General features: G+C 46.6%; 13 protein-coding genes. 9 read left to right on the forward strand and 4 right to left on the reverse strand.

Annotated features, from left to right (window positions below; translation table 11 throughout):
- Positions 1-2: 2 nt before the first annotated feature.
- Positions 3-1,862 carry a signal peptide peptidase SppA gene (gene sppA, locus OCU35_RS04885; protein ID WP_261825750.1) on the reverse strand — a complete coding sequence of 620 codons (1,860 nt, stop codon included), beginning with the start codon at positions 1,860-1,862 and terminating at the stop codon, positions 3-5.
- A gap of 304 nt (positions 1,863-2,166) precedes the next feature.
- Here sppA and OCU35_RS04890 point away from each other — a divergent pair, with 304 nt between their 5' ends.
- The 3 genes from OCU35_RS04890 to OCU35_RS04900 all read left to right on the forward strand — a co-directional run bounded on the left by OCU35_RS04890 (position 2,167) and on the right by OCU35_RS04900 (position 6,832).
- Entirely contained in the window at positions 2,167-4,170 is a 2,004-nt protein-coding gene (locus OCU35_RS04890) for an NADPH-dependent 2,4-dienoyl-CoA reductase (RefSeq protein ID WP_261825751.1), read from the forward strand.
- A gap of 60 nt (positions 4,171-4,230) precedes the next feature.
- Positions 4,231-4,779: an NAD(P)H nitroreductase gene (locus OCU35_RS04895; protein WP_017027833.1), complete on the forward strand. Its 549-nt coding sequence runs from the start codon at positions 4,231-4,233 to the stop codon at positions 4,777-4,779.
- Between the two features lie 106 nt (positions 4,780-4,885).
- Positions 4,886-6,832: a DNA topoisomerase III gene (locus OCU35_RS04900; protein WP_261825752.1), complete on the forward strand. Its 1,947-nt coding sequence runs from the start codon at positions 4,886-4,888 to the stop codon at positions 6,830-6,832.
- A gap of 34 nt (positions 6,833-6,866) precedes the next feature.
- Here the strand turns inward: OCU35_RS04900 and OCU35_RS04905 are convergent, their stop codons facing one another.
- Together OCU35_RS04905 and OCU35_RS04910 are read right to left on the reverse strand one after the other, a co-directional pair.
- A complete protein-coding gene (locus OCU35_RS04905) occupies positions 6,867-7,553 on the reverse strand; it encodes an SDR family oxidoreductase (RefSeq protein WP_261825753.1) in 687 nt (228 codons plus the stop codon).
- A gap of 100 nt (positions 7,554-7,653) precedes the next feature.
- Positions 7,654-8,394: a YciK family oxidoreductase gene (locus OCU35_RS04910; RefSeq protein WP_017032443.1), complete on the reverse strand. Its 741-nt coding sequence runs from the start codon at positions 8,392-8,394 to the stop codon at positions 7,654-7,656.
- 88 nt (positions 8,395-8,482) lie between these two features.
- Between OCU35_RS04910 and sohB the strand changes: the two genes are divergently transcribed.
- Positions 8,483-9,541, forward strand: a complete 1,059-nt coding sequence (gene sohB / locus OCU35_RS04915) for a protease SohB (protein ID WP_017027837.1) — start codon at positions 8,483-8,485, stop codon at positions 9,539-9,541.
- Positions 9,542-9,576: 35 nt separating this feature from the next.
- Here the strand turns inward: sohB and OCU35_RS04920 are convergent, their stop codons facing one another.
- A complete protein-coding gene (locus tag OCU35_RS04920; RefSeq protein WP_261825754.1) occupies positions 9,577-9,891 on the reverse strand; it encodes a cupin domain-containing protein in 315 nt (104 codons plus the stop codon).
- 200 nt (positions 9,892-10,091) lie between these two features.
- Here OCU35_RS04920 and cmk point away from each other — a divergent pair, with 200 nt between their 5' ends.
- From cmk to lapB, 5 genes are all read left to right on the forward strand, one after another.
- Positions 10,092-10,769, forward strand: coding sequence for a (d)CMP kinase (gene cmk / locus OCU35_RS04925; RefSeq protein ID WP_017027839.1), 678 nt, complete (start codon positions 10,092-10,094; stop codon positions 10,767-10,769).
- A 122-nt stretch (positions 10,770-10,891) separates the two neighbouring features.
- A complete protein-coding gene (gene rpsA, locus OCU35_RS04930) occupies positions 10,892-12,562 on the forward strand; it encodes a 30S ribosomal protein S1 (protein WP_017027840.1) in 1,671 nt (556 codons plus the stop codon).
- 78 nt (positions 12,563-12,640) lie between these two features.
- Positions 12,641-12,925 (forward strand): integration host factor subunit beta, encoded by a 285-nt coding sequence (gene ihfB, locus OCU35_RS04935; protein WP_017027841.1) that lies wholly within the window; start codon positions 12,641-12,643, stop codon positions 12,923-12,925.
- A gap of 206 nt (positions 12,926-13,131) precedes the next feature.
- The gene (locus OCU35_RS04940; RefSeq protein ID WP_026026115.1) at positions 13,132-13,440 is read left to right on the forward strand and encodes a LapA family protein; all 309 of its coding nucleotides are present in this window, start codon (positions 13,132-13,134) and stop codon (positions 13,438-13,440) included.
- A gap of 9 nt (positions 13,441-13,449) precedes the next feature.
- Positions 13,450-14,619, forward strand: coding sequence for a lipopolysaccharide assembly protein LapB (gene lapB, locus OCU35_RS04945; RefSeq protein WP_017027843.1), 1,170 nt, complete (start codon positions 13,450-13,452; stop codon positions 14,617-14,619).
- The last annotated feature ends 198 nt before the right edge of the window (positions 14,620-14,817 follow it).

Here is a 14,817-nt window from a genome sequence, read left to right on the forward strand (position 1 = left end):
GTCTATTGCACTTGGCAGGGCAGGCACAAGGTGTAGTAACCGTTTGGATCGTTAAACTGTTGCATCACGCTAAGGTCTTGCTGAACTTGCGAAGCAATAGGCTGCAGTGCGCTAGGAAGCCACATATTAACGTCTAGACCCAAAGAGACTGAGATTCGTTTGCTGAAGTCTTGCAAAAACTGCTGTGCAGGTGACAAAGATTTCTGTAGCCAATTAAGGGAGTAGGTATCTATCTCCGCTAAGCTTGCTGCGCGAGCAATGGCGTCATCAAAATCACCGATAGAATCCACAAGGCCATTATCCACCGCATCTTGACCAGTCCAAACGCGACCTTCCGCTATTTTTTCAACAGCGTCTGCTTCTATGCCTCGGTTGTCACTCACAAGGCCTGTAAAGCGTCGGTAACCATTTTCGATACCTAATTGCATAGCCCGCTTCGCTCCATCGTTTAGACCGGTAGCAATACCAATACCAGAGAAGGGAGAAGTGCCAAGTCCATCGCTGTAGACCCCGTATTTGTTAAAGCCTTTCTCAAAGGTGGTCACGACACTAAAGATACCAATTGAGCCGGTTAAGGTTGTTGGTTGCGCCATGATCTCGTCGGCAGACATCGAAATCCAATATCCCCCAGATGCTGCTAGGCTGGACATAGACACAACGACTGGACGATTTGTTGCCTTGAATGCAATCAGTTCATTGCGAATTACCTCAGACGCAAAAGCGCTACCTCCTGGACTGTCAACGCGAAGTACCAAAGCTTTGACGTCGTCATTTAGGCGAGCTTTTCGAATCAGTGCGGCTGTTGTATCACCGCCCACCGAATTACCTTGCTGCGGGCCATCCATAATGGCGCCACTGGCGACAACGATGGCAATTTCATTATCGGTAAGTACGGGTTCTTGGATCACTTCGTCTTTATAGGTGTAATAACCAACGGATTTAAAACCGTTTTCATCATCGCCACCAAAGGCTTCGATCATCGCGTCTCTTGCTTGTTGGCGAGTCGCTAATTCATCGACCATACCGAGTTGCATTGCCAACTGAGCTAGGCTGCCGTCCGCTTGTTCAAACGCCTTCAAGAAGGCGTCCATACTTGGGTTCAGAACCGATTTCTCAATGCCTCTGTTGCTGGCAACATCATCGACATAGGCTCCCCAAAGTTGACCTAACCATACGCCAGCCGCTTCCTTGGCGGGTGCAGACATATTGTTGCGGGTAAAGGGTTCAACTGCGGACTTGTAAGTTCCCACCTTGAAAACGTGCGTCGTAACGTCGAGGTTTTCTAGCAGGGTTTTGTAGTAAAGAGAATATGAGCTGTATCCGCGAAGTAATACTCCACCATCTGGAGCCAGATAAATCTTATCTGCATAGCTCGCTAGATAATATTGGCTCTGGTTGTAGAAATCTCCAATGGCATAAACAGGCTTTCCGCTTGCCTTAAACTCGTTAAGAGCCTTGGCAATATAACGCAGCTTGGTGAGATTGGTTTCTGGCATTTTCTTCAAGCTGAGAACGAGACCTGAAACGTTTTCATCTGAAGCGGCATGGCGAATGGTCTCTCTGATGTCGTAGAGCACATTTTCTCTCGGGATCTCGTTACCTAGTAGCGAGCCTGTTAATGAATCCATGGGATTGACGAAGCGTCGTTGTTCTACGATTTTCCCTGAAATATTCAGTACCAGAGCTTTTGGCTCTTTTTCGACAGGAGCAACGTCATCTTTTGAGCTAATTTGCGAGAAGCTGAAGTAAATAAAGACGATAGCTGCGATGAATAAAAGGTTGGCGAGAGCGAGGCGAATGAAAGTGATGACCTTCCAAATGCCTTTTATTATCTTACCTATGAAGCGAAACAGTGTTTTCATTGTGTTCTCCGCCTGATCCTTCAACAATCAGAGATTTAGGGGAAATGATTCTTAATGCTAAGTGATAATCAGTCCAATCACAAACCTCTCAGTGCGAAATATTGCTCAAAAGAGTCAAATAAAATCATAGACCTACAGGTTTGCTGTGACAGATTATTCTGCACTCTTAGATATGGTATACGTTAATCGCAAAGATTGTGATTACCTTAACGAATGTTGCGGAATTGTAAAAATATATTTGCCATATGAGGGAACCCGTTTTATCGTGGTCAGACCAGGATGAATTAAGCAAACAGGGGATGCTATGTACCCAAACCTACTTCGACCACTTGACCTAGGTTTTACCCAATTAAGAAACCGAGTTTTAATGGGCTCAATGCACACAGGGCTTGAAGACAGTGCAAAAGGCCTGCAAAAGCTGGCGGCTTTTTATGAAGAGCGTGCCAAAGGCGGAGTAGGTATTATAGTAACCGGAGGCTTCTCTCCTAACCTGCGTGGTCGTCTCTATCCAACGGCTGCACAATTTAGCCGACCAAAACACGCTGAGGCACACAAGGTGATCACCGAAGCGGTGCATCGCCATGAGGGTAAAATTGCCCTGCAATTGCTGCATGCTGGGCGTTACGGCTACCACCCTCTAACTCAAAGCTCTACTCCAGCTAAAGCTCCTATTGCTAAGTTCGCACCCAGTGAGATGAGCTCTAGGCAGGTCGAAAATACTATCGAAGATTACGCCAACAGTGCAGCTCTTGCGAAGCAGGCGGGCTACGATGGCGTCGAGGTGATGGGCTCTGAAGGCTATCTCATCAATCAGTTTATCTGTAAGCGTACCAATAAGCGCGCCGATGACTGGGGTGGCTGTTATAAGAACCGTATGCGCTTTCCCCTTGAAATAGTGAAGGCTATTCGTCGCTCTGCAGGAGACGACTTTATTATTATCTTCCGCCTCTCGATGCTGGATTTGGTCGAGGAGGGGAGCACCTTAGATGATGTGATTTTGCTGGCTAAAGAGCTAGAGAAAGCCGGTGTCACAATTATCAATACTGGCATTGGCTGGCATGAAGCGCGCATTCCTACCATAGTCACCTCTGTGCCAAGAGGCGCGTTTACTTGGGTGACCAACAAGGTCAAACCGCATGTGTCTATCCCTGTCATAGCAACCAACCGAATCAATAGCCCAGAGCAGGCTGAAGAAATCATCGGGCAAGGCGCCGCGGACATGGTGTCAATGGCAAGGCCCTTCCTTGCTGACCCTGAATTCATCCGCAAATCTGCAGATGGCGAGCCGCAATTAATCAATACCTGTATTGGCTGTAACCAAGCCTGTTTAGACAATGCCTTCAAGGGCAAGCGCGCCAGTTGTATGGTCAACCCTAGAGCGTGCTACGAGACCGAATACCCCATTATAAAAGCTAAGCAAAGCAAGCGTGTAGCGGTTGTCGGCGCGGGGCCTGCAGGACTCAGTGCTGCCTTGTATTGTGCCAAGCGCGGGCACCAAGTCGACCTTATCGAGAAGAGCGATAGGATCGGCGGTCAATTTAGACTGGCGATGCAGATCCCAGGCAAAGAAGAGTTTAGAGAAACCATTCGCTACTTTGCCAACCAACTGGATAAGTATGGCGTGAATTTGCTTCTGAATATGGAAGCAACCGAGCAAGTGCTGAAAGAATACGACGATGTGATCATGGCCACGGGCGTTAAGCCAAGACAGGTCAAGATTGAAGGCTTGGCAGAAAGCACCAAGGTGTATGACTATCAAACGTTAATTCGCGAGAAAAGCTATGTCGGCGACAAGGTCGCGGTGATAGGCGCCGGTGGCGTAGGCATTGATGTAGCGACCATGCTCACTGAACCTAGTCGTTACTCTCTGCAAGAGTGGATGCATGAATGGGGCATAGACCAAGAGTACAAGCATGACGGTGGTTTGTATCCTTTCCCTGAGATCCATTCCAAAACAGAAGTGTGGTTATTGCAACGCCGCGACGGCACCGTTGGCAAGGGACCAGGAAAAACAACCGGCTGGGTACACAGAGCGACCCTGCAAAAACGCGGTGTTCATCTACTGGGCGGGGTTAACTATGAGAAACTGGATGAGGCCGGACTGCATCTATCTGTTAAGGGAGAATCGCAAACCCTAGATGTCGATAGTGTGGTGGTGTGCGCTGGACAAGAGTCAGTAAGACCCTTTGAAGATAAATGGGCGGAAAAAGAAGGCCACGTTCACGTCATTGGTGGGGCAAGTGAAGCCGGTGAACTTGATGCGGTTCGCGCTATTCGTCAAGGGTTTGAGATTGCAATTAAGATCTAGTCTCATTTAGATGTTACACTCATTCGAGTAATGTAAAACTGATTCTGGAATGAAAAATACATGGAAGCACTCGATCTATTATTAAACCGTCGCTCAATCGCGAGACTGTCTGCCCCTGCTCCAAGTGGAGAGGTACTAGAGAATATCTTAAGAGCCGGTTTAAGGGCGCCAGATCACGGGGCTATTACCCCATGGCGCTTTGTTATCTCACAAGGTGAAGGGCTGCAAAAGCTGGCTGATATCTTGGTATCAGCAGCAACTGTGGCGAAGGCTGAGGAAGCCGTAATAGAGAAGCTTTCTAAGGCGCCATTTCGAGCGCCTATGGTGATTACGGTAATTGCGAAAACCAAGCCACACCCAAAAGTGCCAGAGTTTGAGCAGTACTTGTCGGCTGCGTGCGCTGTACAGGCGATGCAAATGGCCGCGGTCGCACAAGGTTTTCAGGGTTTTTGGCGTTCGGGGACTTGGATGTTTGATCCCAATGTTGCTAAAGCGTTTGGTGTTGAAGGACAAGATAAAATAGTCGGCTTTTTATATTTAGGTACATCAGAGTGCACGCCAGCCAAGGCGCCCGAGCGAGATCTTGATAAGTTCGTCGAATATCTATAGCCCTATCTCGAGCGTCATTTAGCAAGGATAATCCCTTTATCATTCTTGCACTTAGATTACTGGGTATGTATATTTATCCAGTAATCTATTTTCAGTTAATTTCCTTATGACTCGACTTTTTGTAGCAGAGAAACCTAGCCTAGGTCGCGCAATCGCCGCCGCACTTCCCAGACCCCATAAGAATGGGCAAGGGTACATTGAATGTGGAAATGGCGACGTTGTCACTTGGTGTATCGGTCACCTTCTCGAACAAGTTGAGCCCGACGCTTATGATCCTCGTTATAAAAAGTGGGACCTAGCGGATCTCCCCATCATTCCCGATGCTTGGCAATTACGTCCTCGCAAAAGCGCTGCTAAACAGCTTGCTGTGGTCAAAAAGCTTCTTAAATCCTCGAAACAAATCGTTAATGCTGGCGACCCCGATAGAGAAGGGCAATTGCTGGTGGATGAAGTCTTTGACTACTGCAAGGTGAGTAAAACCAAAAAAGAAGCCGCCCAACGCTTGTTGATCAGCGATTTAAACCTTGCGGCGGTCAAGCGCTCGCTCTCTAGTATGCGCAGCAACCGAGAATTCGTCCCTTTATCCGTATCCGCTTTAGCTCGCTCGCGTGCCGATTGGTTGTATGGGATGAACATGTCACGTGCCTATACCTTGTTAGGTAAAAAAGCTGGCTATAATGGAGTCTTGTCCGTTGGTCGAGTGCAAACACCGGTACTCGGCCTTGTTGTGCGCCGCGATTTGGAAATTGAACGCTTTGTACCACGAGACTATTTCACCTTACACGCCTTGATACCATATCAAGACAACTCCCAAGCCTATGACATCAGGGCTAAATGGGTGCCAAGCGAGGCATGCGAAAAATGGCAAGATGAAGATGGCCGCGTATTAAGCCGCGCTTTGGTGGAAAATGTAGCCCACCGAATCAAGGGCCAGCCCGCTAAAGTGGTCAAGTCAGAGCAGAAAAAGACCAAACAAGCACCGCCTTTGCCGTATTCATTGAGTGCCCTGCAGATTGATGCCTCTAAACGCTACGGCATGAGTGCGCAGCAGGTGCTCGATCTTTGTCAGTCTCTGTATGAAAAATATAAGGTAATTACTTACCCTCGCTCGGACTGCCGTTATTTACCTAAAGAGCATTTTAAAGAAGCGTCCTCGGTTTGTGCTGCAATCTTAGCAAACTCATCAGAGCACAAAGTGGCAGTGGAAAACGCCAACCTGTCTCTGCGTTCTAAGGCATGGAATGATGCCAAGGTTGATGCGCACCATGCCATCATACCAACACCGAAAAAGGTGAGCAGTTTGCCAGCGCAAGAGTCTAAGGTGTATCAGTTAATCGCAACCCAATATCTGATGCAGTTTTACCCATCGGCGGAATACGCAGAATCTAAGCTTGAGTTTGATATCCAAGGTGGAAAGTTTGTGGCCTCGGGTCGTCAGTTAATCCTACCCGGTTGGAAGGTATTGTTTCCCGCCCGCCAAGGTGCAAGTAAGGAAGATCAGGCGCCGTTAGTTCCAGCGCTGCAAGAGGGGCAAGAACTGACTTGCCGAGAAGGCGAGATCAAACAAAAGCAAACTGAGCCTCCCAAGCATTTTACGGAAGCGACACTACTTCAGGCGATGACGGGTATTGCGCGATTTGTTCAAGACGATTCATTAAAGAAAATCTTAAGGGAGACGGATGGCATAGGTACAGAGGCTACTCGCGCTGGTATTCTAGACACCTTGTTTAAGCGCGCTCTTTTGATGAGAAGTGGTAAATCAGTACTGAGCACCCCTGCGGGAAGAGGCCTAGTGCAAGCGTTGCCAGACCTCTCAACTTATCCAGATTTGACCGCGAATTGGGAAAAACAGCTACAAGATATGGCAGAGAAAAAGCAGGCGTATCAACCCTTTATTAGTCAACTGCAGCAGCAGCTGTCTCAACTGATGGATACTGCAAAATCAGGCCCTGTCCCAGATTCTTTACGCTCTTTACCAGAAGTGAAAAAACCAGCCTTTAAAAAACGCCGCGCCAGTAAGAAGAAACCTTACTCGAAAGGCGGCGCTAAATAACGAGTTGTGTGATTACAAAGCGTTTGCCAAGGGCTTACCAAGCGATAGTTTGACCATCGTAGTTGTAGAAACCGCCGGATTGTTCCTCTCCAGCGCGTTCTATCACTTCAACTAAGCCTGCCACTGATTGGTTCACATCAATCAGTGCATTGGGTCCGCCCATGCGAGTTTTTACCCAGCCTGGGTGCAGCGCTAAAACGGTATAGCCTTGTGGGCTTAAATCGTTGTGCAGACTTTTTACTACAGAGTTAACCCCTGCCTTTGACGAACGATAAATGTAACCGCCACCAGAGGTGTTTTCTTGCATACTGCCGACACGAGAGGAGAGGATTGCGATGCGTTTCTCACTGCTCTTTTCAAGTACAGGATATAATGCCTCTACTAGCTTCAAAGGGGCGATGGTGTTGATCTCTAGTACCTTTCGCCACTCGTCAACATCGGTGTCACCGAAGCTGCAGCCTTTAGGACCGTAGTAACCCGCGTTATTGATCAGCAGGTCTAGCTGCTCAAATTCGTTCTTGAATGCGTTAACGGCAGCGTAATCAGTGACATCTAAATGCCTTACGCGCAAGTTATCGTACTTTTCACAAAGATTAAGAAGCTCTTCACTGGAGGCTTCGTTTCTATAGGTGGCGACAACGTTCGCCCCTATTTTCAAATACGCAATGGTAAGGCCAAGGCCAATCCCTCGATTGGCGCCGGTAATCAAAACGGTACGCATAGCTACTCCTTATTGCACAAGCTTAGTCTATCTTTAGCATCTCTATAGTCGCGAGTCAGCTAAGGTCGAGTTACAAAACGTACCTTGTGAGTTATCTCAACTATTTAGGTTGAGCGTCTACACATAAACCACTGATTTCTTGAGATTGTTCACTCATCAAATAGAGATAAAGCGGCATGATATCCTGTGGCGTTTTAAGGGTTGCTGAATCTTCTGCCGGATAAGCGCCAGCGCGCATTGAGGTGCGAGTAGCGCCAGGGTTGATAGCATTGATGCGCACATTAGTGTTGCTGAGTTCATCGGCAAGGACTTGCATCATGCCCTCGGTCGCAAATTTGGAAATGGCATAACTGCCCCATAACGCACGCCCGATGTGGCCGACTGTCGATGAGGTAAATACAATGCGCCCAAACTCTGCTTTTCTCACTAATGGCAGTAAGGCTTGGGTCATCAAAAACTGAGCCTTGACGTTGATTTGCATCACTTCGTCAAAGGTATCTTCTTCAATTTGGTCAAACGGACTGATCATGCCTAGCACACCTGCATTGTGCAGTAAGCCGTCTAAGCGACCGTATTGTCCTTCAATGGTTTCAGCCATATCAATGTAATGCTGTTTGGTGGCGCCTTGCATATCCAATGGCACAATAGCCGGCTCGGCATAACCTGCATTAACAATTTCATCGTACGTTTTTTCTAGCTTGTTCACGGTGCGACCAAGCAAAATAACGGTCGCGCCATGCTGGGCGTAAGAGAGAGCGGCTTGTTTACCAATGCCGTCTCCAGCACCGGTTACTAGAATAACTTTGTCTTTTAAAGCGTCAGTTGCTACTGCGTAATCCACAATCTGAGTCCTTTTGTATGCGGTTTTGATTTAACGAATATGAATAGGACGTTACAATACAACAATATTCATCTTCAGGGATAAGACATTGGAATTTTTGTTAGATTACGGCTTGTTTTTGGCCAAAATTGTTACGTTTGTCGCCGCGATTATTGTGGTTTTGGTGATTGCAAAATCAGCATCAACTAAATCAGGCGCAAAGGGATCACTAGAGGTGACCAACCTATCTGAGCAACATGAGCAAAATATCGAACTGATGGAACATCATCTGCACGATGAAGCGTTTATCAAGGCTCGTGATAAAGCGGCGAAAAAGAAGCGTAAAGAAGAAGAGAAAGCGCGCGGTAAAGAGATCAAAGAAGCGGTTAAAGGTGGCGAGCTAGACACTAAGCGTAAACCGCATTTATTTGTATTGGACTTTATTGGCAGTATTGATGCCAAAGAGGTGACTAATCTTCGTGAAGAAATCACCGCCATACTGGCGTGTGCTCGTGAAGGTGATGAAGTATTGGTTCGTCTAGAGTCTGGCGGTGGCATGGTGCACGGCTATGGTCTGGCGGCTTCACAGTTAGATCGCATCAAAGCAGCAAACATTCCATTGACCATTTCGGTGGATAAAGTCGCAGCTAGTGGCGGTTACATGATGGCCTGTGTGGCAGATAAGATAGTCAGTGCCCCGTTTGCGATTGTGGGCTCAATCGGTGTAATCGCTCAAATCCCTAACTTTAATAAGCTTCTGAAAAAGAACGATATTGAGTTTGAGCAAATGACCGCAGGTGAGTACAAGCGTACTCTGACAATGTTCGGTGAAAATACCGATAAAGCGCGCGAGAAGTTTAAGCAAGAACTGGAAGAAACCCATGTGCTGTTTAAAGATTTCATCCGCGAACGTCGTCCGGAACTTGAACTAGAGAAAGTCGCAACGGGTGAGCATTGGTATGGTAGCCAAGCCCTTGACCTTGGTTTGATCGATAAGGTGCAAACATCTGACGATTTAGTGGTAGAGGCATGTAAGGATAAAACCGTACTAGCGGTTCATTACGTGCAGAAGAAGAAGCTAGCAGACAAGTTTGGAAAAGCGGCTGCAGAAGCGACAGATTCAGTGCTGCTAAAATGGGTTCAGCGTGGTCAACGCCCAATTGTTTAGCGATACAATCGCCTAGGCGGCTAACGGTTTAAGTACTAGTGATAGAAAACCGCTAACCATAGGGTTGGCTCTTCATGGGTGGTCCAGGCCACCCTATGTTTTTGATGAGCAGGGATATTGAGATACTCCCCAACGCCTAGCTTTATCGTTTCCCCACTTTCAAACTCAATCTCACCTTCTCCCTTTAATACGATCACCCACTCGTGTTCTTCTTGGTCATACCAACCTGTGTCTGGTGAAGTGTGTCCATGAGAGATAATCCGCTCTATACGGGTGTGTTCACTTTTGAGTAGATCACTAAATAACTCGTTGGGCAAATTATCGGGGATATCTGAGAATAAATTAGGCATAAAAACTCCCTTTTTATGACTATTTTATTATAGCGCTAACTCATCGCCCTGCATGCTACCTAGCCTGTGAGCCATCCTTGTATAATCTTCTGTGTTATTACTCGCAGAGTGGGGTAATTACCTCTATAATATGCCGCGCGTTCAAAGAGACGCACTTAGGGCAAAGACCCACAACAACAAGAAAAACATCTGGAGTAAATATGTCTTCTCTTTCTCCTGTCATTACCGTAGACGGCCCAAGTGGGGCGGGTAAGGGCACTTTATGTATGATGTTGGCTGAAAAGTTAGGCTTCCAATTACTCGACTCAGGTGCGATTTATCGTGTCCTAGCGCTAGCGGCAATTCACCATGGTGTTGATATTGAATCAGAAGATGCCTTGGTACCACTAGCGACGCACTTAGATGTGCAATTTATCGCTCAGGGCGACCTTGTTCAGGTTGTACTGGAAGGTGAAGATGTTTCAAGCGAATTAAGAAAAGAAGAAACAGGAATGGCAGCCTCTAAAGTTGCTGCTCTGCCTCGAGTTAGAGAGGCCTTGTTGCGTCGTCAGCGAGCGTTTCAAACTGAACCAGGTTTGGTTGCCGATGGGCGTGATATGGGGACAGTGGTTTTCCCTAGTGCAGTGGCAAAGATTTTCCTAGATGCCAGCGCTGAGGAACGAGCACAAAGACGCTTTAATCAGTTGCAAGGCAAGGGCTTAGGCGTTAGTATTGACCACCTTTTAAGCGAGATCCAAGAACGTGACCATCGCGATCGCAACAGAGCGGTTGCACCTTTACGTCCTGCGGAAGACGCTTTAGTGCTTGATTCTACAGAACTTTCTATTGAAGAAGTGGTAGAAAAAGCCTTACAATTTATCGAATCTAAACTGTCTTGATTTCACCTTTATTAAGGTAATCAGGGCTTTATGGAACGTTGGTCGCAAGGATGATGACTGGCGAATTTATCAACCCCACGCGGTAGGATGCCCGTGGACGTTTAAATATTGAAGATCAAATAATGACTGAATCTTTTGCTCAACTCTTTGAAGAGTTTCTAAACGAAACTGAATTCCAACAAGGCAGCATCGTTAAAGGTACTGTAGTAGCTATCGAGAACGGTTTCGTTCTTGTTGACGCTGGTCTTAAGTCTGAGTCTGCTATCCCTGCAGAACAATTCAAGAACGCTGCTGGCGAACTTGAAGTTGAAGTGGGTTCTGAAGTAGACGTAGCGCTTGACGCTGTTGAAGATGGTTTCGGTGAGACTCAACTTTCTCGTGAGAAAGCTAAGCGTCACGAAGCTTGGATCGTACTTGAGAAAGCTTACGAAGAAGCTGAAACTGTTGTTGGTATCATCAACGGTAAAGTTAAAGGCGGTTTCACTGTTGAACTAAACGGTATCCGTGCTTTCCTACCTGGTTCTCTAGTAGACGTACGTCCTATCCGTGACACTGCTCACCTAGAAAACAAAGAGCTAGAGTTCAAAGTAATCAAGCTTGACCAGAAGCGCAACAACGTTGTTGTTTCTCGTCGTGCTGTTATCGAATCTGAAAACAGTGTTGAGCGTGACGAACTTCTTGAGACTCTACAAGAAGGTACTGAAGTTAAAGGTATCGTTAAGAACCTTACTGACTACGGTGCATTCGTTGACCTTGGCGGCGTAGACGGTCTACTTCACATCACTGACATGGCTTGGAAACGCGTTAAGCACCCATCTGAGATCGTGAACGTTGGTGACGAGATCCTAGTTAAAGTTCTTAAGTTTGACCGTGAGCGCACTCGTGTTTCTCTAGGTCTTAAGCAACTTGGCGAAGATCCATGGGTAGCAATCGCTAAGCGTTACCCTGAGACTCATAAGCTAACTGGTCGCGTTACTAACCTTACTGATTACGGCTGCTTCGTAGAAATCGAAGAAGGCGTTGAAGGTCTAGTACACGTTTCTGAAATGGATTGGACTAACAAGAACATCCACCCTTCTAAAGTTGTGAACGTAGGCGACGAAGTTGAGGTTATGGTTCTTGAGATTGACGAAGAACGTCGTCGTATCTCTCTAGGCCTAAAACAATGTAAAGCTAACCCTTGGCAGTCATTCGCTGAAATTCAAGCGAAAGGCGATCAAGTAACTGGTAAGATCAAGTCTATCACTGACTTCGGTATCTTCATCGGTCTAGAAGGCGGCATTGACGGTCTAGTTCACCTGTCTGACATTTCTTGGAACGTTGCTGGTGAAGAAGCAGTACGTGACTACAAGAAAGGCGACGAAATCTCAGCTGTTGTTCTTGCAGTAGATGCAGAGCGTGAGCGTATTTCTCTTGGCGTTAAGCAAATGGAAAACGACCCGTTCAACAACTATGTTGCTGACAACAAAAAAGGTGCACTAGTTAACGGTACTGTAACTGCAGTAGACGCAAAAGGTGCTACAATTGAACTTGTAGACGGCGTTGAAGGTTACATCCGTGCTTCTGAAGTATCTCGTGACCGTATTGAAGATGCGTCTCTGATCCTAAGTGTTGGCGATAGCGTTGAAGCTAAGTTCACCGGTGTAGACCGTAAGAACCGCGTAATCAACCTATCTATCAAAGCTAAAGATCAAGCTGAAGAGCAAGAAGCAATGGCTTCACTGAACAAAGCTGAAGACGGCGGGTTCGGTAACGCTATGGCAGATGCATTCAAGGCTGCTAAAGGCGAATAATCACTTTTTTAACTAAAAGATGATCGCTAAGAGGGGGCCATACGGCTCCCTTTTTTTGATTTGTGAATGAGGGAAACTATGACAAAGTCTGAATTAATTGAGAGACTGTGTGCTGAGCAGACACACTTATCTGCCAAAGAAATTGAAGACGCAGTAAAAGAAATTATTGAGCATATGGCCGACACTCTAGAAACGGGTGAGCGAATTGAAATTCGTGGTTTCGGTAGTTTTTCTCTTCACTATCGTGAGCCGCGTATGGGTCGTAACCCTAAAACTGGCGATCAGGTAGAGCTGGACGGAAAGTTCGTTCCGCACTTTAAGCCAGGCAAGGAGTTGCGTGAGCGCGTTAACGACAGTCTATAGTGATAAAGAGTAATGAAAACGGCACTTCATAATGGAGTGCCGTTTTTTTCGTTGTGCTACTCAGTTGATACACCTCAAGTTGATGCGAATTCACAATTTGATTATTGAATACTCAAGTCGATGATAATTTACGAATTAGCATGGTGTAGAGTGTCGAATTACTGCATAATCACTGTTATTACACTGATTTTAAAAGGGTAGTCTTAGTGAAAATTCTAAAGATAGCGTTAGTGTTAGTTCTGTTTCTTATTGCGCTGGCTCTAGGCGCTCAAAACCAAGAAGTGGTGACATTTAACTACTTGCTCGCGGAAGGTGAATTTCATCTCTCTACGCTGATTGGTATCGTATTCGTAACTGGCTTTGTTATCTCAGGACTGGTTTTTGGCAGTATGCATTTCAAATCTCAACTTCAAGTGCGCAAGCTAAATAGAAAACTGAAGAAGCTAACGCCTCAAGTGGCGACTTCTGCACCGACTACCCCGTCCGTACCCGCTTCAATCAAAACAGAGAAGTAAATTTATTGGATGCTTGAGTTACTGTTTCTACTCTTACCAATTGCAGCAGCCTATGGATGGTACATGGGCCAGCGTAGTGCACGTCAAGATAACCAGAGACAGTCTAACCAAATATCCAGACAGTACGTTCATGGTCTAAACCTGCTGTTATCTGAGCAATCAGATAAAGCGGTGGATCACTTCATCGAACTCTTGCAGGTCGACGACGAAACCATAGATACTCACCTTGCTTTGGGTAACTTGTTTCGCTCACGTGGCGAGGTTGACCGAGCGATTCGCATTCACCAAAACCTCATCTCGCGTACCGAACTGACCATTGAACAAAAGAACATTGCTTTGCAGCAGTTGGCCAAAGACTACATGGTCTCGGGTTTTCTAGATCGCGCAGAAAAAATCTACGAGCAATTGGTGGAAGAGCCTGATCATAGAGAACAGGCGCTGCAGCAATTGGTAGCGATTTATCAACAAACCAAGGAGTGGAGCAAGGCTATCCACTACGCTAGCATGTTGGTGAAGATGGGGCGCAGAAAAATGCGCACCAGTATTTCTCATTACTGGTGTGAATTGGCATTGAATGAAAAGGCCTTTGGTAAGCGCGCCAAATCCATTCAGTACTATAAGAAAGCGCTAGCGGAAGACCCTAAATGTGTGCGTGCCAACATATCACTTGGCCGCATCTACATGGAAACGGAAGAGTACACCAAGACCATTAAGTATCTAGAGTCGGTGTTAGCTCAGGATGTCGACTTTATCAGTGAGGTGCTACCAAACCTCGCCGATTGCTATTACCACCTGGGTCAAGAGCCTGAACTGTTAGAGTTTCTTCGTAAATGTATCGACAAGAAAGCGGGTGTGTCCGTCGAGCTCATGCTGGCACAAGTGGTCGCTCAGCATGAAGGCACAGGCGCCGCTCAATCGTTGTTGACTCGACAGCTCATCAAGAACCCTACTATGAAGGGCTTCTACCGTTTAATTGATTACCATATTGCAGAGGCGGAAGAGGGCCGTGCTAAAGACAGCTTAAGCACCCTGCAAACCATGGTTGGTGAGCAATTGAAGGTGAAACCCCATCACAGATGCCGCAAATGTGGCTATTCAACTCATGCCCTTCATTGGCATTGCCCATCTTGCCGCAGCTGGGGTAGCATCAAGCCTATCCGAGGCCTAGACGGCGAATAATACCAATCGTACTAAATAACTGGTCATTCTAGCTGGTTAAAATACTCGATAACTGCGTTAGAATTTTTGATTGTAGAATAACTACTTATCGAAAAATCCTGCCTTGTTCTCGAGCATTTTCCCTGAGCTACTTCTGATCACTTACTTAGTGTGATTGGTATAAAATCACGTTTCACTCTAACAATCTCTGTCTGACAA

Origin of the sequence: Vibrio breoganii (assembly GCF_024346795.1) — a bacterium.
In the GTDB taxonomy this organism is placed as follows: domain Bacteria; phylum Pseudomonadota; class Gammaproteobacteria; order Enterobacterales; family Vibrionaceae; genus Vibrio; species Vibrio breoganii.